The following is a 25,226-nucleotide window of genomic DNA, read 5'->3' as shown; positions in this document are numbered from 1 at the left end:
CGACCCCCGCGACGACTGCCCGCTGGCCCTGCCGAAAACGAAGGAGATTCGCGCCGAAACGTCCCCGCGGGGCACATCTGTGGCACATTGGGCGCGAATCTCCTTCGTTTTCAGCAGAGCGCCGAGCACCGAGCACACCTCGCGCGGCGCCAGGAGGGGCGGCGGGGGAGCGCCGCCGTCAGCGCGCTCGGGGCACGAAGCGCGGGATGTAGCGCAGCAGCATGCCCGCGCCGACGAGCCCGAGAACACCCATGGCGCCCGCCGCGAGCGACAGCGTCGCCACCGCCGTGATGCCCGAGATGGCGAGCGGGGCCGCCGCGCCGCCGATGCTCGTCGTGAAGCGCCACGCGCCCAGGAACGGCGCAGGGTTGCGTTTGTCTGCCAGGTCGGCGCCGAGCGTCATCAGGATGCCGCTGCCGATGCCGTTGGCGAGCGACAGCAGCATGGCCGCCCCGATGAACCATTCGACGTTCGTCGGCAGCTCGTGTGTCGCCGCGAGCACGAAGTGGCCGGCGGCGAGCCCCAGGATGCAGGGCAGCGCGCTCCACATCCGCCCGAAGCGGTCCATGATCTGGCCGCTCGCATAGAAGAGGGCGAAGTCGACGCCGCCTGCAACGCCGATGATGAGGGCCGTGTCGGCTTCGCTCACCCCGATGCTGACCGCCCACAGCGGCAGGATGACGGCCCGGCTGGCGCGCAGCCCGCTCAGCAGTGTCACCCCGCTGCCGAGTTTCAGCAGCACCGAGCGGCTCGCCCAGATGGTGCGGAACAGCCCGCGCGCCTCGTCGGCGACGAGCGCCTCGCCCTCGTGCAGCCGGCGCCCGTCCTCGGCCCGCACCGTCTTCACGGCGACGAATGCCGCGCTGGGCTCCCGGCCGAGCGTGAGCACGGCGACGCTGGCGAGGCAGGCCACGATGTGGATCCAGAATGCCGTCTCGACGCTTCCGAAGAGGTGGATGACGCCGGCCGTGATGAACGGCCCCACGAAGTAGCCGCAGCGGAACACCCCGCCGAGCGTCGACAGGGCGCGGGCCCGGTGGCTGGCCGGCACGAAGCTGGTCATGAAGGCGTGCCGGGCGAGCGCGAACACGGCCGTGGCGAGGCCGATGAGGAACACGCCGAAGCTGAGCGCCCACGCGTTCGGCGACAGCAGGCAGATGACGAGTCCGACGACGGAGAGCAGCGCGGCACCGATCATGGCCGGCCGTTCCCCGATGCGGCTGACGAGCCATCCGCTGGGGATGTCGCCGAACAGTTCGCCGATCATGAGGATGCCGCCGACGAGCCCGGCGACGGCGAGGCTGGCGCCCAGATTGTGGGCGAAGATGGGGATGATCGGGATGATGGCGCCCTCGCCGATCGCGAACAGCAGCGCCGGCAGCAGGGCGGGTAGTGCGATGGCGCGCCAGCGGAACGGCGGCACAGTGCTCATCCTTCAACTGTAGGCGCGCCGGGTAGGCTGGTTCGCACAATGGATGAACTGGATATTTCGGCGCAGCTCGCCGCCCTTCGCGCCACATTCGTCGAGATTCGTGCCGTCATCGGCGTGGAGCGTCTCGAGGCTGACATCGTGGATCTCAGCGAGCAGGCTGGCGCGCCCGATCTGTGGGATGACACCGAGAAGGCCCAGAAGGTGACGAGCGCGCTCAGTCACCGGCAGGCCGAGCTGGCGAAGGTCACGAGCCTGCAGCAGCGCCTCGATGACATCGAGATCATGGTCGAGCTCGCCAATGAGGAGGGTGACGCGGATGCCGCGGCGGAGGTCCGCAGGGAGCTGGCCGACATCCAGAAGGTGCTCGGCGAACTCGAGATCCAGACGCTCCTCAACGGTGAATGGGATTCGTATCCTGCCGTGATCACGATCAGGGCGGGTGCCGGCGGCGTCGATGCCGCGGACTTCGCCGAAATGCTTCAGCGCATGTACCTGCGCTACGCGGAGCAGCACCGTATTCCGGCGCGCGTTCTCGACACGAGCTACGCGGAGGAGGCGGGCATCAAGTCGACGACGATCGAATTGGATGCCCCGTACGCGTTCGGCAAGCTGAGTGTCGAGGCCGGCACTCACCGTCTGGTGCGGATGAGCCCGTTCAACTCGGCTGGTAAGCGCCAGACGAGCTTCGCTGCCGTCGAGGTGATCCCTCTGATGCCTGAGGCCGAGGCCGTCGAGATTCCTGAGAACGACATCCGGGTCGATGTGTTCCGTTCGAGCGGTCCCGGCGGCCAGTCGGTCAACACGACCGACTCCGCGGTGCGCCTCACGCACATCCCGACGGGCATCGTCGTGTCGATGCAGAACGAGAAGAGCCAGATCCAGAACCGTGCCGCCGCGATGCGCGTTCTGCAGTCGCGCCTGCTGATCGTGCAGCGCGAGCAGGAGGCCGCCCAGAAGAAGGAACTCGCGGGCAACATCACGGCGAGCTGGGGCGATCAGATGCGCAGCTACGTGTTGGCGCCGTACCAGATGGTGAAGGATCTGCGCACGGAGTACGAGGTCAACAACCCCTCGAATGTGTTCGATGGCGACCTGGACGGCTTCATCACGGCGGGCATCCGCTGGCGCAAGCGCGACAAGGACTGAGCGGCGGTTTTCCCGTCAGGCCGAAGGCCCGGGCATGATGCCCGGGCCTTCAGTCTTCTTTCGGGGGTTCTAGCGGAGCGCGAGGCGTCGGCGCACGACGAGCCACGCGAGGGCTGCGGCCACGAGGATCGCGAGCACGATGAGCACGCCCGGCATCAGGCTGGCGGGGCTCACGCTGCTGGCGCCCGCGGCGAGCTCGCCTGAGCCTGCCGCGATCTTCTCGTTGCCGTCGCCGAGCTGGCTCATGCCGTCGCTGAGCGTCTTGGCTCCCGCGTCGAGCTTCTCGGCTCCGGCGGCGAGACTGCTGTTGCCCTCGGCGAGGCTGGCCGCGCCGGTGGCGAGGGTGCCGCTCCCGGCCGCGAGTGTTCCGGCTCCTGCGGAGAGGGTCTGCAGCCCGGTGTTGAGCTTGTTCGCTCCGACGGTGAGGCTGGCGGTGCCGTTCCACAGTGTTCCGGCGCCTGTCGCGAGCTTGGAGGTGCCCGCGGCGAGGCTGGATGCCCCGGCCGAGAGTGTCTGCGCTCCGGTGGCGAGTTTTGCTGTTCCGTCGACGGCCTTGGCGGTCTTCACCCGCGACCGTTCGGTTCCGTCGGCGACCGCCTGGGCCCCGGCCGCGAGCTGTGCGGATCCGGCGGCGGCCTGCGCGATGCTGTCGTGCACCTTCGAGGCACCGGCAGCGACGGCGCTGGCGCCGTACTGGAGGCCGGGCGTCGGGTCACCGGCGGTGGGCTGTTTGCCGATGCCGCCGATGATGGTCTCGGTGCTGGCGCGGGCTCCGGCGATCTGCTGGGCGACCCCGCCGTTCATGGCGTCGAGGGTGGCGATCCGTGTCTTCAGTTCGGTGATCTCTGCGGTTCCGAGGGTCGTTCCGGCGAGGGTTCCGACGTAGCTGTCGAAGTCTGCGAGGTACGCGTCGAGCTGCCCTGTCGTCATCGCGACGTTGGCGGCCGGCACCGCGGAGGAGCCGGTGAGCAGCCCGAGGTAGCCGGAGAGCTGGCCGAGGCCCGTGTTCACGGCGCCGACGCCGGCGCTGACACTTGCGGCGCCTCCCTTGAGCTGGGCGGCGCTCTGCGTCGCGGTCAGGCCGGTCGTGGCATCCGCGTCATTGAATCCGGATGCGAGCTGGGCAGCACCGGCGGCGACAGCAGCGGCGCCGTCGCGCAGGGCGATGGAGAGCTCGGATGAGGTGCGCCCGAGCGCGTCCTCGGGGTCGGGATCGTTGAACCCGGATGCGAGCTGGGCGGCACCCGCGGCGACGTCGGCGGCACCTGCGGCCACCTTTGCGGCGCCGGCTCCGGCGTCGGTGGCGCCCCTGCTGAGGGTTCCGGTTCCGTCGAGGAGGCGCGAGGCGCCAGAGGCGAGGTCGGATGCCCCGGTTGCGGCCGTTCCTGCACCGGTGGCGAGCGCGTCGGCCCCTGCTGCTGCGGTGCTGGCTCCTGCGGCGAGCTTGGCTGCGCCGTCGCTGGCGGATGCTGCACCGTCCTTGAGCGTGCCCGTCCCGGCGGAGAGGGTCTTGGCTCCGTCGACGAGCTTCACGGAACCGTCATGCGCGCTGCCTGCGCCGGTGGCGAGCTGGTTCGCTCCTGCGGCGAGTTTGTCGGTCGTCATGAAGAAGAACGCGAGCAGACCGATGAGGAGGATGCTGAGGATGGTGATGGCGACCTTGGAGCTGTGGTCGCGTCTGGCGGACATGGTGGTGTGGGCGGGACCTGTCATCTGGTGACTCCTTTGTCATTTTCAGGCGCGCCGGTGAGACCGTCGGGTGCTGCTGTCGTTGCTGTGACGGATGACCGGGCTGCTTCGAACATCCGACGCTGGAGTCCGTGCCGGGTCATCTCTCCGGGTGATTTGCGATGAATCTAACAGCGGCGAAGCGGGTCGCGACCCGCTCGGGGAATGTGTGTGGCAACTGTCAATACCCGACGGGCCGAGCTCAGATTATTTGGAGCTATCCCACCAAGCCTTGCGGGCATCCGCTTTGCTCGCATCCTCGGCCTGTCGCTGCTGCCCGGCCGCCTGCTCGCGCCTAGGCTCAAGGGGTCATGATTCGCTTTGATCAGGTAACCAAGCTCTATTCCGGCAACACCCGCCCCGCCCTCAACTCGGTGACTCTCGAGATTCAGCGCGGCGAGTTCGTGTTCCTCGTCGGGGCGTCGGGCAGTGGCAAGTCCAGCTTTCTGCGGTTGATCCTCAAGGAGGAGAACCCGACGAAGGGCGAGATCCATGTGCTCGGCCAGAATGTGGGCCGCCTGTCGAGCCGCAAGGTGCCGTACTTCCGGCGCAATCTGGGCGTCGTCTTCCAGGATTTCCGCCTGCTGCCGCAGAAGACCGTGTTCGACAATGTGGCGTTCACGCTGCAGGTGATCGGCAAGTCGAAGGGCTTCATCCAGGAGGCTGTTCCGGATGTTCTCAAGATGGTGGGTCTTGCCGGCAAGGCGAGCAGGTTCCCGCATGAGCTCTCTGGTGGCGAGCAGCAGCGGGTGGCGATCGCCCGCGCGATCGTGAACAGGCCGGCGCTGCTGCTGGCCGATGAGCCCACCGGAAACCTCGACCCGTCGACGAGCGCCGGCATCATGGCGCTGCTGGAGCGCATCAGCCAGAGCGGCACGACCGTGATCATGGCAACCCACGATGCGGGCATCGTCGACCAGATGAAGCGCCGCGTGATCGAGCTGGTGAGCGGCCAGATCGTGCGCGATGAGCGCCAGGGCGGGTATCTGACCCAGACGATTCCGATCCAGAGGCCGGCTGGCGATGTCGGCGACCAGCGCAGACCCGGCACGTCGGGGTCGGCCAGCTCGGGGTCGGGGGGTCTCTCATGAGGTTCGGTCTGATCATGTCGGAGGTGGGCCAGGGCCTGCGCCGCAACTTCTCGATGGTTGTCTCCGTCGTTCTGGTGACGTTCATCTCGCTCACCTTCGTGGGCACCGCCATCCTGCTGCAGATGCAGATCAGCGAGATGAAGGGCTACTGGTACGACAAGGCCCAGGTCGCCGTGTACATGTGCACGGAGATGACGGACACCGGCAATTGCGACTCGACCGAGGCGTCGGATGACCAGAAGGCGGCGGTCGAGGCGAAGCTGAAGTCGCCGGAGATCGCGCCGCTCGTCGACCACTACGTGTTCGAGAACCACGATGAGGCGTACGAGAAGTACATCCAGTTCACCGACAGCGCTGACGCCGAGTTCGTGACGCCGGAGTTCCTGCCGGAGACGTTCTGGGTGAACATGGTCGACCCCACGCAGGCGGATGTTCTGGTCGAGACGCTCTCGGGCACGCCCGGTGTCGACGAGGTCGCCGATCAACGCAAGTACCTCGACCCCATCTTCGACGCGTTGAATGCGGCCAGTTACACGGCCATCGGCATCGCGGCGCTGATGCTGGTTGCGGCGGTTCTGCTGATCGCGACGACCATCCGGCTGAGTGCGTTCAGCCGTCGGCGCGAGCTGGGCATCATGCGACTGGTGGGCGCATCCAACCGCTTCATCCAGACTCCGTTCATTCTGGAGGGTGTGATCGCTGCGGTGATCGGTGCCGCTCTGGCGGGCGCGGCGACGGTGGCGATCGTGCACTTCTTCGTGCAGGGCTATCTGGGGTCGTTGATGTCGTCGACGTCGTTCGTGGGAATGGCGGAGGCGCTGCTTGTGGTGCCGATCCTTCTCGCCGTGGGCATCGTGCTGGCGGGGATCTCCGCGAATGTGGCGATCAGCCGCTACCTGAAGGTCTGATGCCTGTGGGCATCCGTGCCCGTCGCATCCGGAGCTGTCGCCCGGCAGGATAGACTGGCTGGCTCCCCGCACGAGGCGGGGGATTGGTTTTGGAGATTATCGTGCCCAGGGAGAATGGCCAGAAGGTCGTCGCGACGAACCGTAAGGCGCGCCACGACTACACGGTCGAGGACACCTACGAGGCCGGCCTGGTCCTGACGGGCACCGAGGTGAAGTCGCTGCGCGCCGGCCGGGCGAGCCTCGTCGACGGCTACGCGTTCATCGATGACCGCGGTGAGGCCTGGCTGGATGCCGTGCACATTCCCGAATACACGGGCGGTTCGTGGACGAATCACCCGCCGCGGCGCAAGCGCAAGCTGCTGCTGCACAAGGCGCAGATCGTGAAGATCCACAACAAGGTGAAGGAGGGCGGCTACACGCTTGTGCCGCTCCAGCTGTACTTCTCCGACGGCCGTGCGAAGGTCGAGCTCGCGGTCGCGAAGGGCAAGCGCGAGTACGACAAGCGGCAGACGCTGCGCGAACGGCAGGACAACCGCGAGGCGCAGCGGGCCATGTCGTCGCGAAAGAACATGGGCGAATAGCAGCTGCGCCTGCGGCTTCTAGCTGAGCGGGTAGTCGGCACCCTTGCCTCCGAGCGGCTCATCGATGGGGCCGTTGGTGTCGTAGGCGAAGCAGAGGATCTCGCGGTCGCCGTCGGCCCAGCTGTCGGCGCCGGGCACGAAGTAGCTGTAGTAGAGGCTCGTGTCGAGTTCGGATGTTCCGACGAAGTCCTCGAATTCGGGCAGGCAGCTGAGGTCGGCTTCGCTCATGAGCGCATCCGCGTCGTATTCGGCGAAGTCGGCGTCGCTCACGTCGTAGAGGTGGTAGACCTCGTTGTCGTGGGTCTCGGTGCATTCGGGCATCTTCACGGAGGTGACCTCGTCGGCGTTCAGGTCGCCGTCGTCGAAGCAGTGGCCGAGAGTCAGCGAGAAGACGTCCTCCTTGCCTTCGGTGATGTCACTCAGCTGCTGCATCATGCTGCAGCCGCTGAGGGTGAGGGAGAGTATTGCGGCTGCGGCGAGCACGGCGGCGGGGGACTTCTTCAACAGGATGCGGGGGGACACTCGTCCTCTTTCTCTGAGGTCACGGGTTCGGGTTCGAGAGGGTGCTCGGCGTGACCGATGCCGATTTACCCTCAGAGATACTAGCGAGCATTGGCCCCCCATTCGGGTCACACATGTGGCCTCGGCGCGCCCCGGGCTCACGTGAGCTGTTTCCTCCTTCGCACTGGCGACATCCGCAGTTTCGACATAAGATAGGAGGCTGCATCGGTGACGGTGCATTTTGACAATTCAACAGCGCGCGACAACGAACCGCTCGTCGCGAGCACGCATGGGGATGATCGGTTTCGACATTGCCTGCGTGATTGTGAGAAGCGGGTCGAGGATGCAGCCTTATCTCGTAAACGATGGTTGCAAACTATAAGTGCCAATAAATCACGCACTGACTTCGCCCTCGCTGCCTAAGCGAGCGCACTAAAAAGTCCGTCAGCCCGGGGATGCTCTCGATCCGGTTCCTGACGTCATCTAGAGAGATTGCTCCGTAGTTACGCCTGAGGGCTACGGGGGACTTGCACTCTGGCTGGGCTTGTCGGTTTAGCTGTCAGTGGCAAATTCCGGAGCCGAGTAGAACGATTTCGCTGAATACACCCGTAGAAGGCATATGACCACAGCAGTGGACCGGGGTTCAATTCCCCGCATCTCCACCACCTGTGCTCGTGAGGGCCACGCTCGTCGTCGCGCGCTGTCGAATGCAGGGAGGGGTCGCCCGGTGGGCGGCCCCTCCTTGTCGTTGGTGGCGTGGAACCGGCCGGCGGGGCTGCTCAGCCGGCGATGAGGGCGCCCGCCCAGAGACCCAAGCCCGCGGCGAGTGTGCTCGCAGCCAGCATGCCGAGCCCGTTCGCGACGGCGGCGAGTGGGCGGCGCTGCTGCAGCATCCGCACCGTCTCGAAGCTGGCCGTGCTGAAGGTGGTGTAGCCGCCGAGGAACCCGGCGCCGAGAACGAGATGCCATTCGGCGGGGAGGGTGCCCGCGATCGCCAGCCCGGTCAGCAGGCCGAGCAGCAGCGAACCGGAGACGTTCACGACCCAGGTGCCGGCGGGCATCCGCTTCGAGAGCGGGCGCAGCGCGCCGTCGACGAGCAGGCGGCAGGCGGCGCCGAGCCCGCCAGCGACGGAGACGAGAACGAACAGCAGGGGAGTCACCGGGCACCTCCTGCGGCTGTGCGTCGCGCGCCCACGACGATCCCGGCCCAGGTGGCGAGCCCGCCGAACACGACGGTGGCGCAGGCATACAGCGCTCCCGTGCCCATGGTGGTGCCGGATGCGAGCAGCAGGGCGGTGTCGGTGGCGAGCGCACTGTAGGTGGTGAAGCCGCCGAGCGCTCCCGTTCCGGCGAACAGCCGCAGCCTCGTCGCGGTGGGCGCCGTCGCATCGGCGCGGATGAGTGCCTCGAGCAGCAGGCCCAGAAGGAAAGCGCCGATGAGGTTGGCGACGAGGATCGCGAGCGGGATCGATGCGACGACGGGGAGCGCAAGGGTGAGCCCCTCGCGGGCCGCCGTGCCGATGGCGCCGCCGACGGCGACGAGGGCGATGGAGGAGACGCGCAGGTGCAGCGGCCGGGGGTGGTCGGCTGGTGCGTGAGCTGTCATTCTGGCCTGTTCCGGGCTGCGGGGGCTGGCAGGGCACGGATGCCCACACGCCAGTATCGCAGGGCAGCGCGGCCGGGTGCGGTGTCAGGCGCGGCCGGTCGGCTCCACGTCGACCCATTCGGTGCCGAGCGGCTCCAGCCTGCCCGCCCCGGCCGTCGCGGCGGCCACGATCGCCGCGACCTCCTCGCCGTCGCCGGTCAGCCGCACGACGGCCCGGGAGCCGTACTCCGTGCCCAGCACGCCCACGCCGCGCTGGCGTAGTTCGGCCTCCACACGTCCGGCGTCGGCGTGCGAGAGCGGCAGCGCGAACAGTTCGCGGCGGGCGCGCTCGACGAGCCTGTTCGTGGCGTGCGCTTCGTCGACTGCGGTGAGCACCGCATCCGAATATGCCCGCACCAGGCCACCCGCACCCAGCAGCACGCCACCGAAATAGCGGGTCACGACGGCGACGCAGTCGATGAGGCCGCGGCCCGCGAGCGCGTCGAGCATGGGTGCGCCGGCGGTGCCGGAGGGCTCGCCGTCGTCGCTCGAACGGCGAATCTGGCCGGGGAGCACGGATGCGCCCAGGATGAATGCGGAACAGTGGTGGCGGGCGTCCCAGTGCTCCCTGCGCGCCAGCTCGACGGCGGCCCGCGCCGCCTCCTCCGTCTCGACGCGCACGAGGCGGCAGAGGAAGCGCGAACGCTTCACCTCGATCTCGGTGTCGACGCGGGCGCCCGCGCCGCCTCTGATCGTCGACTCCGCCATCCGACCATTCTTGCCTGTCGGGCGCATCACCGTGTCGGGGCATGACACGATGAATCCCGGGCTGCATCACAGGCCCGCTGAGGAGATGGCGCCAGATGGCATCTGAGCAGTCCGACGAGGAGCACGACGCAACCCAGAATGAGGCATCGCCCGGGCGCGAGCCCTCACCCGGGGTGAACCCCCCCTCCGCCGCTCGAGCGCAGCCGCTTCGGTGGCACCGAGCGGCGGCCATGTGCCGGAGCGGTCGTGGACTCAGCGACTCGAGCGGATGCGCGCATTCCCGTCACAGCGCCAGGTCGCGCAGTTCCTCGACCGCGTCGTGCGCCCCGCGCTCGACGATGTCGCCACCGAGTTCCGCAATCAGGGCTACCAGGTGGAGCAGAGCACCATGGCCGGCTCGACCGGTATCGAGGAGCCGGTGCTGCGGGTGTCGATGGACTCGTTCCGCGCCTTCCACTACCAGGTCGCCGTCGTCGAGGCACCCGTGCCGATGTTCACCGGCCGCATGTCGCGCGAGACCGATGTCTATTTCCGCCTCGAGGTGTTCACGCAGACCGGCTCAGGCGGCTACGACCTCATGGGGCTCACGAGACAGCAGGTGATCGACGATGTACTCGACCGATACGAGGCGCACCTCGCGTTCCTCACCTACTCGACGGAGACCGACACCGCATCGGTGCTCACGCCTCGCATGCCGCCGGCGACGGCCCCGCTGCCGGTCATCCCGGAGGACGCGGATGCCATAGAAGAGCTCGACGACGACCGCGACTGATGCGACCAGAAGAGATCCGGATGCGGTGTCGCATCCGGATCTCTGAAGGGTGAAGGCTCAGACGGTCTTCTGGCTCGACGTGATGAGCAGCTGGCCCTCCGCCACCGAATCGGGCATGATGTCGCGCTCGATGGTCGTCGCGAGCGGCTTCTCCTTCACGAAGAGCAGCAGCACGAAGGCGAGGATGGCGAGCGGCACCATGTACAGGAACAGCGGCGCGAGGGCCTCGTTGTAGCCCTCCACGATCTGCTGGTGGATGGCATCCGGCAGATGCTTGATGCCATCGGGTGTGAGCGAGTTGATGTCGGCAGAACCGGATGCCCCACCCATTCCCGCGAATCGGCGCGTCAGCTCATCGGCCAGGCGGGTCGTGAACAGGCTGCCCACGACGGCACCGCCGAGCGAGCCGCCGATCTGGCGGAAGTAGTTGTTCGACGCGGTCGCCGTGCCGACCTCACTGTTCGGGAACGAGTTCTGCACGATGAGCACCAGGATCTGCATGCTCGTGCCGAGGCCCATGCCCAGCACCGCAAGGTACAGGCAGAACTGCCAGATGGGCATGTCGGGCGTGATCGTGCTGAGCAGCGCGAGACCCACGGCGATGATGGCGGCGCCGACGATGGGCATCCATTTGTAGCGGCCGTAGCGGCTGACGAGGGAACCCGTGGCGACCGAGGTGATCAGCAGCGCACCCATCATCGGGATCATGAGCAGGCCGGCCTGCGTGGCATCCGCACCGAAGGTCATCTGCAGGTATGTCGGCAGGTAGCCGATCGCGCCGAACATCGCGATCCCGGTAAGAAGGCCGGCGCCCGTCGTCAGGTTGAAGTTGCGGTCCTTGAAGAGGTGCAGCGGCATGATCGGTTCGGCAACCCTGCGCTCGACAAGCACGAAGATGACAGCGGAGATGACCGTCGCGGCGATGAGGCCGAGGATGGTGATCGAGTCCCAGGCGAAGTCCTTGCCGCCCCAGGAGCCGACGAGCACGAGGCAGGTCGTGGCGAAGGCCAGCAGCGCCATGCCCCAGCCGTCGATCTTCGGGCGCACGGAGCGGTGCTTCGGCAGGTGGAGCAGGAACACTGCCGCGCCGAGGGCGAGCAGTCCGACGGGGATGTTGATCCAGAACGTCCAGCGCCATCCGACGCCCTCGGTGAGCCATCCGCCGAGGAGAGGGCCCGCAACGGATGACACGGCGAAGACGGCGCCCATGATGCCCATGTACCTGCCGCGCTCGCGGGCGGGCACGACGTCGGCGATGATCGCCTGCGACAGGATCATGAGGCCACCGCCGCCGATGCCCTGCACGACGCGGGCCGCGATCATCATCGTCATGTCGCCGGCGAGGGCGCCGATGACGGAGCCGACCATGAACACGAGGATGGCGGCGATGAGCAGGCTCTTGCGCCCGATGAGGTCGCCCATCTTGCCGTAGATGGGCATCATGATCGTGGAGGAGAGCATGAACGCGGTCATGATCCACAGCATGTGGTCGACGCCGTTGAGCTCGCCGACCATCGTCGGCATTGCTGCGCTGAGCACGGTCTGGCTGAGGGAGGAGAGGAACATGGCGAGCATGAGGCCGATGAAGACCAGCAGGAGGCTGCTCTTGCGCTCGCCGGATTGCGAGGTGGGGGCCGGAGCGGAGGTCTCGGCCGTTTCAGAATTTATTTGCACAAGCTGCAATAATACACGACTGCAGGAATTTTGGAGACAGCTGCCCAGACCGCTTCAGGATGCCTCAGCGCCGGTGGGCTTCACCGCCCGCCCATAGACTGGGTCGACTCCATGAATGACACTCCCGCCGCCCCGGCCGCACCCCAGACCCCCTCCGACCGCACGCGGTGGGAGGCCTTCGCCGTCTGCGCGGCCGTCGCCGCACTCACGATCATGGACCTGTCCAAGATCAACGTCGGGCTGCCCACCATCGAGCACTCGCTCAGCGGCGGCCCCACCGAACTGCAGCTCATCGTCGCAGGCTACGCCCTCGCCTTCGGCCTCGCGCTCGTGCCCGCCGGCAGGCTGGGCGACATCCACTCCCGCAAGGCCATGTTCGTCATCGGCCTGAGTTCCTTCATCCTCGCGAGCCTGCTCTGCGCCGTCGCACCCACCATCGAGGTGCTCGTGATCGGGCGGATCCTGCAGGGAGTGGCGGCGGGCATCCAGATGCCGCAGGTGCTGGGGCTCATCCAGCAGCTGTTCCAGGGGCGCGAACGCGGGCAGGCATTCGGCCTGTTCGGCGCCATCATCGGCCTGTCGACGGCCATCGGTCCGACCCTGGGCGGTCTCCTCATCGCGCTCGGCGGAGAGGCGGATGGCTGGCGCCTGCTGTTCTGGATGAACCTGCCGCTCGGCATCCTGGCCCTGATCTTCGCTGTACGTCTGCTGCCGAGTCATCAGCAGCACGAGCGTCGTCACACCGAACTCGACCTCGTCGGCATCCTCCTCCTCGGCGCCGGCGTGTTCGGGCTCATGCTGCCCTTCGTGCTCACCACGGGCGGCCCCGACGACGACCCCAAGCGCTGGTTCTGGCTCGTGCTCTTCGTGATCGCCGCCGTCGCCTTCGTCATCTGGGAGCGCCGCTATCTCGCCCGCGGCAAGTCACCCGTCGTCGACTTCGGGCTGTTCCGGCTGGGCTCGTACCGCAACGGCATCCTCATCGCCACCGCCTATTTCGCCGCGACCCCCGCGATCTTCCTGCTCACGACGCTGTACGTGCAGCAGGGCCTCGGGCTCGCCGCCGTCTTCGCCGGCATGATCAGCATCCCCTTCGCCCTCGTCTCGGCGTGGACGTCATGGATCGGCGGGAGGCATGTGCACAGGCTCGGGCGCAAGCTCGTGCTGTTCGGATTGGCGCTCGTGTTCGTGGGATTCGTGCTCGCGCTCCCCGTCGCCGCCTACAGCCCGCCCGAACTCGTGCCGTGGCTGCTGGCCGTGTGCATGGGCGTGGCGGGCGCGGGCGGCGGATTCGTGATCTCGCCGAACCAGACTTTGACCCTCACCGATGTCCCCGTCGTGCAGGGTGGCGTCGCCGGATCGGTCGCCCAGGTCGGGCAGCGTGCGGGAACCGCGATCGGTGTCGCCGTCGCCAGCTCCACCTATTTCGCGACGCTCTACCGAGAGAACGGCCTGCACGATCGCATCGAGGTCTACAGCGATGCGTTCCGCAACGGGCTGCTCGTCGCCCTCGGGCTCGTCCTCGTCGCGCTCGTCTTCGGTCTGCTCGACCTGCGCCAGCCGCAGGCTGCGCGCCGCTAGCTGCAGTCGCGCGGGTTACAGCGCTGCGAGCTCAGCCGCGCCCCTCGGCGTCGCCGGCAGCGATCACGTCGAGCACGGCATCATGCAGCAACCCGTTCGTCGCCAGCGCGGAGCCGTGCCACGGCCCAGCCTCGCCGTCGGCCGACGTGAAACGCCCGCCGGCCTCCTCCACGATCGGGGCGAGCGCCGCCATGTCGTACGGCTGCAGGTCGAACTCGCCGGCGACATCGATGAGGCCCTCCGCCACCATCATGTACGACCACATGTCGCCGTAGGCCCGCGTGCGCCACACCTGACGGCTGAGCGCCACCAGCTGGTCGAGGCGGCCATGGACATCCCACTGCTGGATGCTGTTGTAGCTGATCGAGGCATCCGCCAGTGACGACACCCGCGAGACGCCGAGCCTGCGGGTCTCCCCGGCCTCCGGCCCGAACGCATCCCGCAGCCAGGCGCCGCCGCCCGTCGCCGCCCACCAGCGCTTGCCGAGGGCCGGCGCGCTGACGACACCGAGCACGGGCACGCCGTCGATCGCGAGGGAGATGAGTGTTGCCCAGACGGGCACCCCGCGCACATAGTTGGCGGTGCCGTCGATCGGGTCGATGATCCACTGCCTGCTGCCGGAGCCCTGCGTGCCGTACTCCTCGCCGAGCACGGAGTCGTCGGGGCGCTCGGCCTCGAGCAGTTGCCGGATGGCGCGCTCGACCGCCTGATCGGCATCCGACACGGGGGTCATGTCCGGCTTGGTGGTCACCACGAGGTCGGTGGAGCGAAAACGCTCGCGGGAGATGGCGTCGGCCGTGTCGGCGAGCCGCAGCGCAAGCTCAAGGTCTGTGTCGATGGTGGGTTCACTCACCCTCTCAGGCTACCGGGGTTCGCGATTCTGCCGAGTTGCCCGCTTTCGCCCCATTTCGCGCCAGAAAAGGGGCCGAAGTGGGCAACTCGGATGCCGGATGCCGGATGCCGGATGCCGCATGCGGCCGGCTCAGGCGAGCGACGCGAGCAGACGCTGGAACGAGTCGAGCCGCTGCCGCCCGATGTCGCCGAGCTCGCCCGCGCCGACGCGGTCGATGATCTCGCAGTCGGGGGAGCCGGGCAGATGTGTGCAGCCACGCGGGCAGTCCTCCGCGATTTCCGCCAGGTCGGTGAATGAGCGCAGGATGTTCTCCACCTTGACATGGCCGAGGCCGAAGGAGCGCACGCCGGGGGTGTCGATGATCCACCCGTCCGCGAAGCGGTACGACACCGTCGACGACGAGGTGTGCCGCCCTCGCCCTGTGACGTCGTTGACTCGGCCGATGGCGCGATTCGCGCTGGGCACGAGCGCGTTCACGAGCGTCGACTTGCCCACGCCGGAGTGCCCGACGGCCACCGTCGTGTGGCCTCGCAGCAGTTCGCGCAGTCGCTCGGTGGGGGTCGCATCCAGCCCGCTTGTGACGACCGTCAGGTCGAGGCCCGCGAAGTTCGCGAGGAACTCCGCAGGGTCGGTGAGGTCGGTCTTGGTGATGCACAGGATGGGTTCGATGCCGGCGTCGTAGGCGGCCACGAGGTAGCGGTCGACGAGTCGGGGGCGTGGCTCGGGGTCGGCTGCCGCGACGACGATGAGCATCTGGTCGGCGTTGGCGACGATGATGCGTTCGACCTCGTCGGAGTCGTCGGCGCTGCGGCGCAGCACGGTCGTGCGGGGCTGGATGCGCACGATGCGGGCGAGGCTGCCCTCGTCGCCCGAGGTGTCGCCGACGACGTCGACCCGGTCGCCCGTGACGATCGCCTGGCGGCGCAGCTCGCGCGCCCTCGTGGCGGTCAGTTCGTGCTCCTCGACGGTGTCGCCGACCTCGTCGCCGAGCAGCACCGTGTACCGCCCGCGGTCGACGGTGAGCACGCGCCCGGTCACGGCGTCGCCGTGCTCCGGCCGGATCTTCGTGCGCGGCTTGTTGCCCTTCGGATTGGGGCGCGCACGAGCCTCATAGTCCGCGTACTTGTCGTCGCCGTCATCGTCGTCGTCGCTGAGCCAGCTCATCGGTGCGACGCCATGCTCTAGAGAAGCCCGAGGGGGTCGGATGCGACGGCGGGCGCCCGCCCCAGCAGTGGGCCGGTCCACAGCTCGGCGAACTGTGGCAGCGTCTTCGCGGTGGTGGCGATGTCGTCGATCAGCACCCCCTGCACGCCGAGGCCGATGATGGCCCCGGCCGTGGCCATCCGGTGGTCCTCGTAGCTGTGCCAGAGGCCGCCGTGCAGCGGGCGTGGCTCGATGAGGAGGCCATCGGGCAGTTCGGTGACGGCGCCGCCGAGGCCGTTGATCTCGGCGGCGAGGGCGGCCAGACGGTCCGTCTCGTGCCCGCGAAGGTGACCGATGCCGGTCACGCGGCTCGGGCCGTCGGCGAGTGCCGCGAGTGCGACGAGGGCCGGGCCGAGCTCGCCGCCCTCGCTCAGGTCGAGCTCGATGCCGGGAACCTGCGCGCCGCCGATGATGCCGGCACCCCCGTCGACGGTGAGCGCGCCGCCGGAGCGGGTGACCTTCGCCCCGAAGCGGGGAAGGATCTGCTCCAGATGCGCTCCCACCTGTGTCGTCGCATCCGGCCACCCCTCGATGGTGACGGTGCCGCCCGCGACGAGCGCAGCCACCAGGAACGGAGCCGCATTCGACAGGTCAGGCTCGATGTCGACGCTTCTGGCTCTGATCGGCCCGGGTGCAACCACCCAGCGGCCCGGCTCGGGGGACTCGACCTCGACGCCGCGCTCGCGCAGGGTCGCGATCGTCATCTCGATGTGCGGCATGCTCGGCAGGGTGTCGCCCGTGTGCACGAGCGTGAGGCCGCGCCTGAAGCGTGCCGCCACCAGCAGCAGGCCGGAGACGAACTGGCTGGAGGCGGAGGCGTCGATCGCGATCTCCCCGCCCTCCACCTCTCCCGTTCCGTAGAGGCTGAACGGCAGCGTGCCGCGCCCGTCGTCATTCACATCGATGCCGAGGTGACGCAGGGAGTCGACGGTGGTGCGCATGGGGCGGCGGCGGGCCGCCTCGTCGCCGTCGAACGAGACGGGGCCGAGCGCGAGTGCCGCGAGCGGCGGGATGAAGCGCATGACGGTGCCGGCCAGGCCGCAGTCGATGGACGTGCCACCGGTCAGCTCGCCCGGCGTGATCAGCAGATCGGGCCCGTAGGGGCCGGCTCCGACCTCCTCCACGATGGTGCCCAGCCCACGCAGCGCCTGCACCATGAGCGTCGAGTCGCGCGAATGCAGCGGCGCGCGCAGCGTCGAGGCGCCATCCGAGATGGCCGAAAGCACCAGCTCGCGGTTCGTCAGCGACTTCGAGCCGGGCAGCGACAGCGTCGCCGCGAGGGGTCCGGATGCCGTGGGCGCCTCCCAGGGGCCGTCATCACCTGGTTCGACGAGCGAGTCGCTCTCATACGGGTCGAACTCAGGATTGGAATATTTGGAGATCAGCATCGTTGTTACAGAGTATCGGCAGTTCGAGGGATGAGACAGGAGTCATGGTGAGCCTGCTGGCGGAACGCCCCATTTCCCTGCACCCGGGAGACCTACCGGTGTGGCAACTAAGCTTGTCGGCGATGGACATGCCAACCCCCGACCTTCCCTCCGACGCCGATGCGGCCGCCCTCGCCGCCGCATCCGGCGAAACCACTGCCGCCCCTGAGGCGCCGGTCGCGCCCGAGGTGCCGGAAGAGGTCGAGAAGCCTGCGCTCAGCGCCGACGAACTGCGCGACCTGTTCGAGGAGCAGGCGATGCCGTTCATGGATCAGCTCTACGCGGCGGGCATGCGCATGACGCGCAACCCCGCGGATGCCGCCGACCTCGTGCAGGAGACCTTCGTGAAGGCCTTCGCCGCGTACGCCAAGTTCGAGCAGGGCACCAACCTGAAGGCCTGGCTGTACCGCATCCTCACCAACACCTTCATCAACACCTACCGCAAGAAGCAGCGCGAGCCGTACCAGGGCACGATCGACGATCTCGAGGACTGGCAGCTGGGCGGTGCGGAGTCGACCACGTCGACCGCGTCACGCTCTGCCGAGGCTGAGGCCATCGATCACCTGCCCGACAGTGCGGTGAAGGATGCGCTGCAGGCGATCCCCGAAGATTTCAGGCTGGCCGTCTACCTGGCCGACGTGGAGGGTTTCGCCTACCAGGAGATCGCCGACATCATGAAGACACCCGTCGGCACCGTCATGAGCAGACTGCATCGGGGGCGCAGGCTGCTGCGCGGCCTGCTTGCCGACTACGCAAACGATCGCGGCATCAAGGCCGCCCCCACCAGGAGCAGAAAATGACCGACTGCGGATGCGAGAAGGCGAAAGCCGAACTCGAGGAGTACCTGCACAACGAGCTTCGCGGCAAGGACGCCGAGGATGTTCGCCACCACATCGAGGGATGCGACGACTGCAGCTATGAGGCCAGCGTCGGCGTCGCCCTCACCCATGTGATGCAGCGCGCCTGCAAGGAGACCGCGCCGGAGGACCTGCGCTCGCAGGTGATGCTCAAACTGCGCGAGATCCAGTCCACCCACTGACCGTCGCACGGCCCGCCCGTTGGGTCGGGCCTGTGGTCTCGAGACTGGCGCGGTAGACCGCACCACCTCGAGCAGCAGAGTAACCCGCCGGTTGAGGGGCACGAAGTGCCGTCTCGAAACCGCAGCCACAAACAACGCAAGGGGCGGGCATCCATCGGATGCCCGCCCCTTTACGTGTGCTCGTGTCTAGAGCGTGAGCGCGCGGTCGATCAGGTCGGCCTGCTCCTGCGCGCTGCGCTTCGTCGACCCCGTCGCGGGGGAGGCGGATGCGGGGCGCGATGACAGCTTCACCTCGCGGCTGGGCAGGTTGCGCAGCAGCTCCATGCAGATGAACGGCCAGGCGCCCTGGTTCTCCGGCTCCTCCTGCGCCCACAGCAGCTCCGCGTTCGGGTACTGCGAGAGCACCGAGGAGAGCTCGCGCAGCGGCAGCGGGTAGTACTGTTCGACGCGCACGAGGGCCACGTCGCTCTGGCCGCGCTTCTCGAGCTCTGCCTTCAGGTCGTAGTGCAGCTTGCCGGCGTGCAGCACGACACGCTTGACGGCGCCCTTGTCGACGACGTTCGCGTCGTCGATGACGGGCTCGAAGCGGCCGTTCGTGAAGTCGGCAACCTCACTCGTGGCGCCACGCAGTCGCAGCATCGCCTTCGGGGTGAAGACGACGAGCGGGCGGCGCGGGCGCGCGTATGCCTGGCGGCGCAGCAGGTGGAAGTACGACGCGGGCGTCGACGGCCGTGCCACTGTCATGTTGTTCTCGGCGCAGAGCTGCAGGAAGCGTTCGATGCGCGCCGAGGAGTGGTCGGGCCCCTGGCCTTCGTAGCCGTGCGGCAGCAGCAGCACGACGCTCGAGCGCTGGCCCCACTTCTGCTCGGCGCTGGCGATGAACTCGTCGATGACGATCTGGGCACCGTTCGCGAAGTCGCCGAACTGCGCCTCCCACAGCACCAGGGCATCCGCTCGCTCGACCGAGTAGCCGTACTCGAAGCCCATGGCGGCGTACTCGCTGAGCAGCGAGTCGTAGATCCAGAAGCGGGCCTGGTTCTCGCTCAGGTTGAGCAGCGGCAGCCACTCCTGCCCGTTGACGCGGTCGTGAAGCACGGCGTGACGCTGCACGAAGGTGCCGCGGCGCGCATCCTGCCCCGCGAAGCGCACCGGGGTGCCCTCGAGGAGAAGAGATCCGAGCGCGAGCAGCTCGCCGAAGCCCCAGTCGACGTTGCCGTTGCGGCTCATGTCGAAGCGCTTCTTCAGCAGCGCCTGCAGCTTGTTGTGCACGGTGAAGCCGGCGGGCGGGTTCGCGTGCGCGTCGCCGACGGTGGCGATGACGCCCTCCGAGACGGCTGTCGTCTCGGGTTCGCCCGCTCGGTCGTCCTGCTGCGATTCGGGGCGCTCCAGATCGGAGACGGCGTTCGGGTCGACCGTGACGATCGGCATGGAGTTCGTCTGCGCGGCGTGCGTCTCGAGGAACGCCCGCTCGAGGCGATCCTGGAAGTCTGCCTGCGCGCCGGCGTACTCGTCCTCTGTGATGTCACCGCGCCCGACGAGAGCCTCACCGTACAGCGTGCGAACGCTGCGCTTGGCCTCGATCAGGTTGTACATGAGCGGCTGCGTCATCGAGGGGTCGTCGCCCTCGTTGTGGCCGCGGCGGCGATAGCTGATCAGGTCGATGACGACATCGCGGTGGAACTCCTGGCGGTAGGCGAGCGCGAGCTCACCGACACGCACAACCGCCTCAGGGTCATCGCCGTTGACATGGAAGACGGGCGCCTGGATGGTCTTGGCGACATCCGTCGAGTACACCGAGGTGCGTCCCTCGTCCGGCGGCGTCGTGAAGCCCACCTGGTTGTTGATGACGATGTGGATCGTGCCGCCCGTGCGGTAGCCGCGCAGCTGCGACATCTGCAGCACCTCGGCGACGATGCCCTGGCCCGCCATGGCGGCGTCGCCGTGCACCATGATCGGAACGACCTGGAAGGTTCCGATCGGCTTGCGGTCCTGCTTGGCGCGCACGATCCCCTCGAGCACACCGTCGACAGCCTCAAGATGCGAGGGGTTCGCCGCGAGATACACGGGGATCTGCTCGCCGCCGAGGCTCGTGAACGTGCCCTCGGTGCCGAGGTGGTACTTGACGTCACCGGAACCGTGAACGGTGCGCGGATCCTGAGTGCCCTCGAACTCCCTGAAGATCTGACCGTAGGTCTTGCCTGCGATGTTCGTGAGCACGTTGAGACGACCACGATGGGTCATGCCGATGGCGACCTCTTCAAGGCCCGCCTCGGCTGAACCCTGGAGGATCGCGTCGAGAAGGGCGATCGTCGACTCGCCGCCCTCAAGGCTGAAGCGCTTCTGGCCCACATACTTCGTCTGCAGGAAGGTCTCGAAGGCCTCCGCCTCGTTGAGCTTCGCAAGGATGCGCATCTGCTCGGCGTGGGTCGGCTTCTCGTACGGCGCCTCCAGCCTGTCCTGCACCCACTTGCGCTGGGCAGGATCCTGGATGTGCATGTACTCGACGCCGACCGTGCGGCAGTATGCGTCGCGCAGGATGCCGAGGATGTCACGCAGCTTGGCGGAGTTGCGGCCACCGAGCCCGCCCGTGACGAAATCGCGGTCGAGATCCCAGAAGCTGAGACCGTGGCTGGCGATGTCGAGGTCGGGGTGCTTGCGCTGCACGTACTCGAGCGGGTCGATGTCGGCCATGAGGTGGCCGCGCACGCGGAAGGAGTTGATGAGCTCCTGCACGCGTGAGGTCTTGTTGACCGCGCTCGCCTTGTCGACGTGGATGTCCGAGCCCCACTGGATGGGCTGGTACGGGATGCGCAGATCGGAGAAGATCTCCTCGTAGAAGTCGTGCTTGCCGATGAGGCGTTCGTGCACGAGCTTGAGGAACTCGCCGGAGCCAGCACCCTGGATGACCCTGTGGTCGTAGGTGGAGGTGAGCGTGATCGTCTTGCCGATGCCGAGATCCGAGAGCGTCGTCGCCGACATGCCCTGGAACTCTGCAGGGTATTCGAGCGCGCCGGCGCCGATGATGCATCCGGCGCCCTTCATGAGACGCGGCACCGAGTGGACCGTGCCGATGCCGCCCGGGTTGGTCAGCGAGATGGTGTTGCCCGAGTAGTCGGCCATCGTCAGCTTGTTGTCGCGGGCGCGCTTGACGACATCCTCGTAGGCGGAGAGGAACTGGCCGAAGCCCATCGACTCGGTCTTCTTGATGCCGGGCACGACGAGGCTGCGCGTGCCGTCAGGCTTCGGCAGGTCGATCGCGATACCCAGGTTGATGTGGGCGGGCTGCACGACGGAGGGCTTGCCGTCGACCTCGTCGTAGAAGACGTTCTGGCTGGGGAAGTCGCGCAGCGCCTTCACCATCGCCCAGGCGATGAGGTGGGTGAAGGAGATCTTGCCACCGCGGGAGCGCTTCATGTGGTTGTTGATGACGATGCGGTTGTCGATCATCAGCTTCGCGGGGATGGTGCGCACGCTCGTGGCCGTCGGAACGGTGAGGCTCGCATCCATGTTCGTCGCAACGGCCTTGGCCATGCCCTTGAGGGTCGTGACGACGTTCTGCGGCTCCGCCGGCTTCTCGGCGTCGGCCGGCACGGCTGCGGGCTTCGCGGGCGCAACGGGTGCCTCCGCGGGGATCGGTGCAGGCTTGGCCTGGATCGACGTGGTGCGGGCCACAGGCTGGCTGCCGGTCGTCGTGGGCGGCTCAGCACCTGCGGTATCTGCGGCGGGCGCGGCCTGCTGTGCAGGAGCGGCGGCAGCAGGATCAGCAGGAGCGGCGGGGGCAGCCGAAGCCGGTGCGGCCTGCTGCGGCGCGGCCTGCTCAGGCTGCTGCGCTGGTGTCGCCGGGGGAGCCCACTGCTCTGCGGGAGCCTCTGCGGGGGCCTGAGCGGTCTTCGACTGGTGGTAGTTCTCGAGGATCGGCCACCACGACTTGTCGACAGCATTCCTGTCGGCCTTGAACTGCTCGTACATCTCGTCCACGAGCCACTCATTGGCTCCGAACTCGCCGGACGATCCTTCGCCAGGTTCGGTTCCGGTCACTTGGCTAGACACAGCCGCCCACTCTCCGTTGTCTCTGTCGTTGTCTCCGTGTGCGCACGTCTCTGGCCACACACAGACTCAAGCGTAATCGCTTTGGCTGAGCGCTGCCGCCGCCTCGCGTCTGGCATCGCGGTTAAAAAGAGTCAATTTTGATTGCAGGTCGCGGAAGGCCGCATCCGGGGTCCAAGAAGCGACCTGCCATGCCTTTTGCGGGCCAACAGAGCTAGCCTGAATGGATGAAGTTCTACGAGGCGACACCGAGCCATGACCTGACCTATTCGGATGTCTTCCTGCTGCCCAGTCGTTCGGGCATCCGCAGCAGGCTCGACGTCTCGCTTGCGGCGACCGACGGATCGGGGGCCACCATCCCCATCGTCTCGGCGAACATGAACTCGGTGACGGGCCCGCGGCTCGCCGCCACCCTGGCCCGGCGTGGCGGCCTCGGTGTGCTTCCCCAGGATCTGCCGCTGCAGGAGCTCGACGCCGCCATCCGTTGGGTGAAGGATCAGTCGGTCTCCTTCGACACCCCGCTCGACTTCTCGGCCGAGCAGACGGTCGCCGACGCGCTCCAACTCGTTCCCGCCGTCGCAGGTCAGGGAATCGTGCTGCGCGACGGTGCGGGCGAATACCTGGGCTGCCTGCCCGCAGCCCGACTGGCGACGGCGATCCCCGACGCGCGCCTCGGAGATCTGCTGCACGGCGAACTCACCTCCATCGACGCAGACGATGTGACGGATGCACGCGCCGCCTTCGACCTGATGGTCGCCGCCGATCTCGACTTCGCGCCCGTGCTGCACCACGGCAGGCTCGTCGGAACGCTCAGCCGCCGCAGCGCCCTGCGCAGCACCCTCTACGAGCCGGCCGTCGACGCATCCGGTCGCCTGCGGGTGGCCGCAGCGCTCGGCATCAACGGTGACATCGCGACGAAGGCGCGGGCACTCGCCGAGGCGGGCGTCGACCTGCTCGTCGTCGACACGGCCCACGGGCACCAGGAGGGCATGCTGCGGGCGGTCGAGTCGGTGGCCTCGCTCGACCTCGGGCTGCCGATCGTCGCGGGCAATGTCGTGACGGCGCAGGCCGTGCGCGACCTCGTCTCGGCGGGGGCGAACATCCTCAAGGTCGGTGTCGGACCCGGCGCGATGTGCACGACCCGCATGATGACCGCGGTGGGGAGGCCCCAGTTCTCGGCCGTGCTCGAGACGGCGGATGCTGCGGCCGAGCTGGGCGCGCACGTGTGGGCTGACGGCGGCGTGCGGTACCCGCGTGATGTCGCGCTCGCCCTCGCGGCCGGCGCATCGGCTGTGATGATCGGCTCCTGGTTCGCCGGCACCGTCGAGGCGCCGGGAACGTTGCAGGCGGATGACGCCGGCCGGCTCTACAAGGAGAGCTGGGGCATGGCGTCCACCAAGGCCGTGCATGAGCGTTTCGGCAGGCTCGACCCGTACGAGCTGGCACGCAAGGAGCTCTTCGCGGAGGGCATCTCGAGTTCGAAGATCTACCTCGACCCGCTGCGCCCCTCGGTGGAGGACCTGCTCGACATGATCACCTCGGGTGTGCGCAGCTCCTTCACCTATGCGGGGGCGACGTCGCTCGCGGACTTCCACGAGCGCGCGCTCGTCGGCATCCAGTCGGCCGCAGGCTACGAAGAGGGAAAGGCGCTGCCGGTCAGCTGGTAGCGCGGTCTCGCCGCTCTCACCCGACACTTCGCGACACGTCTGTACCTGTGGAGGGGGCGGATGTGTCGCGAAGTGTCGGGTGAGCGGGGATCGAGCCGACTGCAGCGGCTGAGTGGTGTCAGGCGCGCCCGCGGCTCTCCAACCGCAGCCCGGCGGCGAACAGCCTGGCGTGGAGCTTCTTCGGGTCGCGGGCGGTCGCCCAATCCCAGCGGACGACCCTGGCGCCGGTGTTGCGGATGCGATCCTCCCGCCACTTCTCATCGACCAGAGCCCGCTCCGTCGTGCGACCCTGGAGGATCGCTGGGTCAAGATACTTCCCCTCTCCGTCGGACTCGCCCGCGACCTGCTGCCCGGGCCACCAGAAGTCGCTCCAGCCGATGAAGCCGTCCTCGTCATGGAACGGATGCTGCAGTTCCGGCGCAGGGAACCCGAGCAGGTGGATGGTGCACCGGCTGACCGATTCGCCGGGGGAGTCGGCGAGATGCGTCGCGAACGCGAGGGAACGGAGCGCCTGATGAAGGCCGCGCGTTCGACCCGTTGCGAGGATCGACTCCCGTACGCGCTCGGAGAACGCGCGTGCGGCATCACCCGCAGCCGTTGACTCCACGACGGCCCACTCGCCTGGGAGCAGCGCGTCACGCGCGACACGGTGCAGGGCATGGTCGGCGGGCACGACGAAGGCGGCGAGATCGGATGTGAGCGCGAGGTCCGCCAGCGTGTCGGCGAGCGAGGTGCACCAGAGGCCGTCGATGAGCTCGGCAGTGCGCCCGGGCAGAGATCTGTGCCGGATCACGCCGTTACGTGACCGCCCGACCGGATCCGAGCTGATGTGGGCTGCGAGCATCTGTCTGTGGAGCAATGGGAGGCCATGAATGGCGGCTGCCGAGGCGTGGCTGAAGACGGGTTCGCGGATGCGGGTTGCCGCGACGGCGCGCAGCCGCAGCAGGTATTTCGACCGCGGTGTGGCACCGACCCACTTCTCGGCATCCACGAAGACTCCGCGCCTCAGTCGCTGCAGGCTCCCGGCCCGCTGCAGCCGTTGCACCTGCCTGGGCTGTTCACCGAGGCGCAGGATCTCGCTCGTCAGGAGGATGCCGCCGCGCGAGTGGGAATGTGTGTGCATCACTCGAGTGTCGTGCGCGGCGGGCGACCAAGGGAGCGCGCGCCGGCGACCCGTGGCATCCGTCGCCGGAACGAAGCCTGTTGAGGAGCCGTGCGCCGCG

The 25,226-nt window shown here is 67.9% G+C and carries 21 protein-coding genes and 1 other RNA gene; 10 read left to right on the top strand and 12 right to left on the bottom strand.

The annotated features are described in order from the left end of the window. Nucleotides 1-178: 178 nt before the first annotated feature. Nucleotides 179-1,432 (bottom strand): MFS transporter, encoded by a 1,254-nt coding sequence (locus tag FB562_RS08275; protein WP_141880666.1) that lies wholly within the window; start codon nucleotides 1,430-1,432, stop codon nucleotides 179-181. A 39-nt stretch (nucleotides 1,433-1,471) separates the two neighbouring features. Between FB562_RS08275 and prfB the strand changes: the two genes are divergently transcribed. Then, on the top strand, nucleotides 1,472-2,578 hold the full coding sequence (prfB, locus tag FB562_RS08270) for a peptide chain release factor 2 (protein WP_141880665.1): 1,107 nt from the start codon (nucleotides 1,472-1,474) through the stop codon (nucleotides 2,576-2,578). Between the two features lie 69 nt (nucleotides 2,579-2,647). Here prfB and FB562_RS08265 read toward each other — a convergent pair whose 3' ends face one another. Further along, nucleotides 2,648-4,291, bottom strand: coding sequence for a hypothetical protein (locus FB562_RS08265; protein WP_141880664.1), 1,644 nt, complete (start codon nucleotides 4,289-4,291; stop codon nucleotides 2,648-2,650). Nucleotides 4,292-4,617: 326 nt separating this feature from the next. Between FB562_RS08265 and ftsE the strand changes: the two genes are divergently transcribed. From ftsE to smpB, 3 genes are all read left to right on the top strand, one after another. Then, nucleotides 4,618-5,397 carry a cell division ATP-binding protein FtsE gene (ftsE, locus tag FB562_RS08260; RefSeq protein WP_141880663.1) on the top strand — a complete coding sequence of 260 codons (780 nt, stop codon included), beginning with the start codon at nucleotides 4,618-4,620 and terminating at the stop codon, nucleotides 5,395-5,397. Then, nucleotides 5,394-6,305 (top strand): permease-like cell division protein FtsX, encoded by a 912-nt coding sequence (ftsX, locus tag FB562_RS08255; RefSeq protein ID WP_141880662.1) that lies wholly within the window; start codon nucleotides 5,394-5,396, stop codon nucleotides 6,303-6,305. Before ftsE ends, ftsX begins: the two co-directional genes overlap by 4 nt. Before the next feature lie 101 nt (nucleotides 6,306-6,406). Continuing rightward, nucleotides 6,407-6,886, top strand: coding sequence for an SsrA-binding protein SmpB (gene smpB, locus FB562_RS08250; protein ID WP_141880661.1), 480 nt, complete (start codon nucleotides 6,407-6,409; stop codon nucleotides 6,884-6,886). Between the two features lie 18 nt (nucleotides 6,887-6,904). On the opposite strand, the gene FB562_RS08245 is transcribed toward smpB, so the two are convergent. After that, entirely contained in the window at nucleotides 6,905-7,408 is a 504-nt protein-coding gene (locus FB562_RS08245; protein WP_185740488.1) for a septum formation family protein, read from the bottom strand. A 270-nt stretch (nucleotides 7,409-7,678) separates the two neighbouring features. Between FB562_RS08245 and ssrA the strand changes: the two genes are divergently transcribed. After that, nucleotides 7,679-8,052: a transfer-messenger RNA gene (ssrA, locus tag FB562_RS08240) on the top strand. 114 nt (nucleotides 8,053-8,166) lie between these two features. Here the strand turns inward: ssrA and crcB are convergent. From crcB to FB562_RS08225, 3 genes are all read right to left on the bottom strand, one after another. Next, nucleotides 8,167-8,547, bottom strand: a complete 381-nt coding sequence (gene crcB, locus FB562_RS08235) for a fluoride efflux transporter CrcB (protein WP_141880659.1) — start codon at nucleotides 8,545-8,547, stop codon at nucleotides 8,167-8,169. Next, nucleotides 8,544-8,993 carry a fluoride efflux transporter FluC gene (locus tag FB562_RS08230; protein WP_141880658.1) on the bottom strand — a complete coding sequence of 150 codons (450 nt, stop codon included), beginning with the start codon at nucleotides 8,991-8,993 and terminating at the stop codon, nucleotides 8,544-8,546. The genes crcB and FB562_RS08230 overlap by 4 nt, the downstream gene beginning before the upstream one ends. Before the next feature lie 84 nt (nucleotides 8,994-9,077). After that, entirely contained in the window at nucleotides 9,078-9,740 is a 663-nt protein-coding gene (locus tag FB562_RS08225) for an IMPACT family protein (RefSeq protein ID WP_141880657.1), read from the bottom strand. A gap of 211 nt (nucleotides 9,741-9,951) precedes the next feature. On the opposite strand from FB562_RS08225, the gene FB562_RS08220 reads away from it, so the two are divergent. Continuing rightward, entirely contained in the window at nucleotides 9,952-10,512 is a 561-nt protein-coding gene (locus tag FB562_RS08220; protein ID WP_221625369.1) for a BCCT family transporter, read from the top strand. Nucleotides 10,513-10,569: 57 nt separating this feature from the next. On the opposite strand, the gene FB562_RS08215 is transcribed toward FB562_RS08220, so the two are convergent. Next, nucleotides 10,570-12,186, bottom strand: a complete 1,617-nt coding sequence (locus FB562_RS08215) for an MDR family MFS transporter (RefSeq protein WP_246081399.1) — start codon at nucleotides 12,184-12,186, stop codon at nucleotides 10,570-10,572. Between the two features lie 111 nt (nucleotides 12,187-12,297). Here FB562_RS08215 and FB562_RS08210 point away from each other — a divergent pair, with 111 nt between their 5' ends. Continuing rightward, complete coding sequence (locus FB562_RS08210; protein ID WP_141880656.1) at nucleotides 12,298-13,767, top strand: MFS transporter; 1,470 nt, start codon at nucleotides 12,298-12,300, stop codon at nucleotides 13,765-13,767. 31 nt (nucleotides 13,768-13,798) lie between these two features. On the opposite strand, the gene hisN is transcribed toward FB562_RS08210, so the two are convergent. The 3 genes from hisN to aroA all read right to left on the bottom strand — a co-directional run bounded on the left by hisN (nucleotide 13,799) and on the right by aroA (nucleotide 17,211). Continuing rightward, nucleotides 13,799-14,620, bottom strand: coding sequence for a histidinol-phosphatase (gene hisN / locus FB562_RS08205; protein ID WP_141880655.1), 822 nt, complete (start codon nucleotides 14,618-14,620; stop codon nucleotides 13,799-13,801). A gap of 129 nt (nucleotides 14,621-14,749) precedes the next feature. Beyond that, nucleotides 14,750-15,784 carry a ribosome small subunit-dependent GTPase A gene (gene rsgA / locus FB562_RS08200; RefSeq protein ID WP_141880654.1) on the bottom strand — a complete coding sequence of 345 codons (1,035 nt, stop codon included), beginning with the start codon at nucleotides 15,782-15,784 and terminating at the stop codon, nucleotides 14,750-14,752. 17 nt (nucleotides 15,785-15,801) lie between these two features. Beyond that, nucleotides 15,802-17,211, bottom strand: coding sequence for a 3-phosphoshikimate 1-carboxyvinyltransferase (aroA, locus tag FB562_RS08195; RefSeq protein WP_141880653.1), 1,410 nt, complete (start codon nucleotides 17,209-17,211; stop codon nucleotides 15,802-15,804). Between the two features lie 128 nt (nucleotides 17,212-17,339). Here aroA and FB562_RS08190 point away from each other — a divergent pair, with 128 nt between their 5' ends. Both FB562_RS08190 and FB562_RS08185 read left to right on the top strand, forming a co-directional pair. Beyond that, the gene (locus FB562_RS08190) at nucleotides 17,340-18,050 is read left to right on the top strand and encodes a sigma-70 family RNA polymerase sigma factor (protein ID WP_141881155.1); all 711 of its coding nucleotides are present in this window, start codon (nucleotides 17,340-17,342) and stop codon (nucleotides 18,048-18,050) included. Then, nucleotides 18,047-18,289 carry a zf-HC2 domain-containing protein gene (locus FB562_RS08185; RefSeq protein WP_141880652.1) on the top strand — a complete coding sequence of 81 codons (243 nt, stop codon included), beginning with the start codon at nucleotides 18,047-18,049 and terminating at the stop codon, nucleotides 18,287-18,289. The genes FB562_RS08190 and FB562_RS08185 overlap by 4 nt, the downstream gene beginning before the upstream one ends. A 186-nt stretch (nucleotides 18,290-18,475) precedes the next feature. On the opposite strand, the gene FB562_RS08180 is transcribed toward FB562_RS08185, so the two are convergent. Beyond that, entirely contained in the window at nucleotides 18,476-22,339 is a 3,864-nt protein-coding gene (locus tag FB562_RS08180) for a multifunctional oxoglutarate decarboxylase/oxoglutarate dehydrogenase thiamine pyrophosphate-binding subunit/dihydrolipoyllysine-residue succinyltransferase subunit (RefSeq protein WP_141880651.1), read from the bottom strand. Nucleotides 22,340-22,563: 224 nt separating this feature from the next. On the opposite strand from FB562_RS08180, the gene guaB1 reads away from it, so the two are divergent. After that, complete coding sequence (guaB1, locus tag FB562_RS08175; RefSeq protein ID WP_141880650.1) at nucleotides 22,564-24,003, top strand: GMP reductase; 1,440 nt, start codon at nucleotides 22,564-22,566, stop codon at nucleotides 24,001-24,003. A gap of 118 nt (nucleotides 24,004-24,121) precedes the next feature. Here guaB1 and FB562_RS08170 read toward each other — a convergent pair whose 3' ends face one another. Further along, entirely contained in the window at nucleotides 24,122-25,126 is a 1,005-nt protein-coding gene (locus FB562_RS08170) for a type IV toxin-antitoxin system AbiEi family antitoxin domain-containing protein (RefSeq protein WP_141880649.1), read from the bottom strand. Nucleotides 25,127-25,226 lie beyond the last annotated feature (100 nt).

It is taken from the genome of Homoserinimonas aerilata (assembly GCF_006716125.1).
Taxonomy (GTDB): domain Bacteria; phylum Actinomycetota; class Actinomycetes; order Actinomycetales; family Microbacteriaceae; genus Homoserinimonas; species Homoserinimonas aerilata.
This window is presented reverse-complemented; position numbering and strand designations above follow the sequence as displayed.

What these genes read in the sequence shown, in the direction of transcription:
- FB562_RS08275 (WP_141880666.1), bottom strand. Translation starts at nt 1,432, where the DNA reads ATGAGCACTGTGCCGCCGTTCCGCTGGCGCGCCATCGCACTACCCGCC.
- prfB (WP_141880665.1), top strand. Translation starts at nt 1,472, where the DNA reads ATGGATGAACTGGATATTTCGGCGCAGCTCGCCGCCCTTCGCGCCACA.
- FB562_RS08265 (WP_141880664.1), bottom strand. Translation starts at nt 4,291, where the DNA reads ATGACAGGTCCCGCCCACACCACCATGTCCGCCAGACGCGACCACAGC.
- ftsE (WP_141880663.1), top strand. Translation starts at nt 4,618, where the DNA reads ATGATTCGCTTTGATCAGGTAACCAAGCTCTATTCCGGCAACACCCGC.
- ftsX (WP_141880662.1), top strand. Translation starts at nt 5,394, where the DNA reads ATGAGGTTCGGTCTGATCATGTCGGAGGTGGGCCAGGGCCTGCGCCGC.
- FB562_RS08230 (WP_141880658.1), bottom strand. Translation starts at nt 8,993, where the DNA reads ATGACAGCTCACGCACCAGCCGACCACCCCCGGCCGCTGCACCTGCGC.
- FB562_RS08225 (WP_141880657.1), bottom strand. Translation starts at nt 9,740, where the DNA reads ATGGCGGAGTCGACGATCAGAGGCGGCGCGGGCGCCCGCGTCGACACC.
- FB562_RS08210 (WP_141880656.1), top strand. Translation starts at nt 12,298, where the DNA reads ATGAATGACACTCCCGCCGCCCCGGCCGCACCCCAGACCCCCTCCGAC.
- rsgA (WP_141880654.1), bottom strand. Translation starts at nt 15,784, where the DNA reads ATGAGCTGGCTCAGCGACGACGACGATGACGGCGACGACAAGTACGCG.
- aroA (WP_141880653.1), bottom strand. Translation starts at nt 17,211, where the DNA reads ATGCTGATCTCCAAATATTCCAATCCTGAGTTCGACCCGTATGAGAGC.
- FB562_RS08190 (WP_141881155.1), top strand. Translation starts at nt 17,340, where the DNA reads ATGCCAACCCCCGACCTTCCCTCCGACGCCGATGCGGCCGCCCTCGCC.
- FB562_RS08185 (WP_141880652.1), top strand. Translation starts at nt 18,047, where the DNA reads ATGACCGACTGCGGATGCGAGAAGGCGAAAGCCGAACTCGAGGAGTAC.
- guaB1 (WP_141880650.1), top strand. Translation starts at nt 22,564, where the DNA reads ATGAAGTTCTACGAGGCGACACCGAGCCATGACCTGACCTATTCGGAT.
- FB562_RS08170 (WP_141880649.1), bottom strand. Translation starts at nt 25,126, where the DNA reads ATGCACACACATTCCCACTCGCGCGGCGGCATCCTCCTGACGAGCGAG.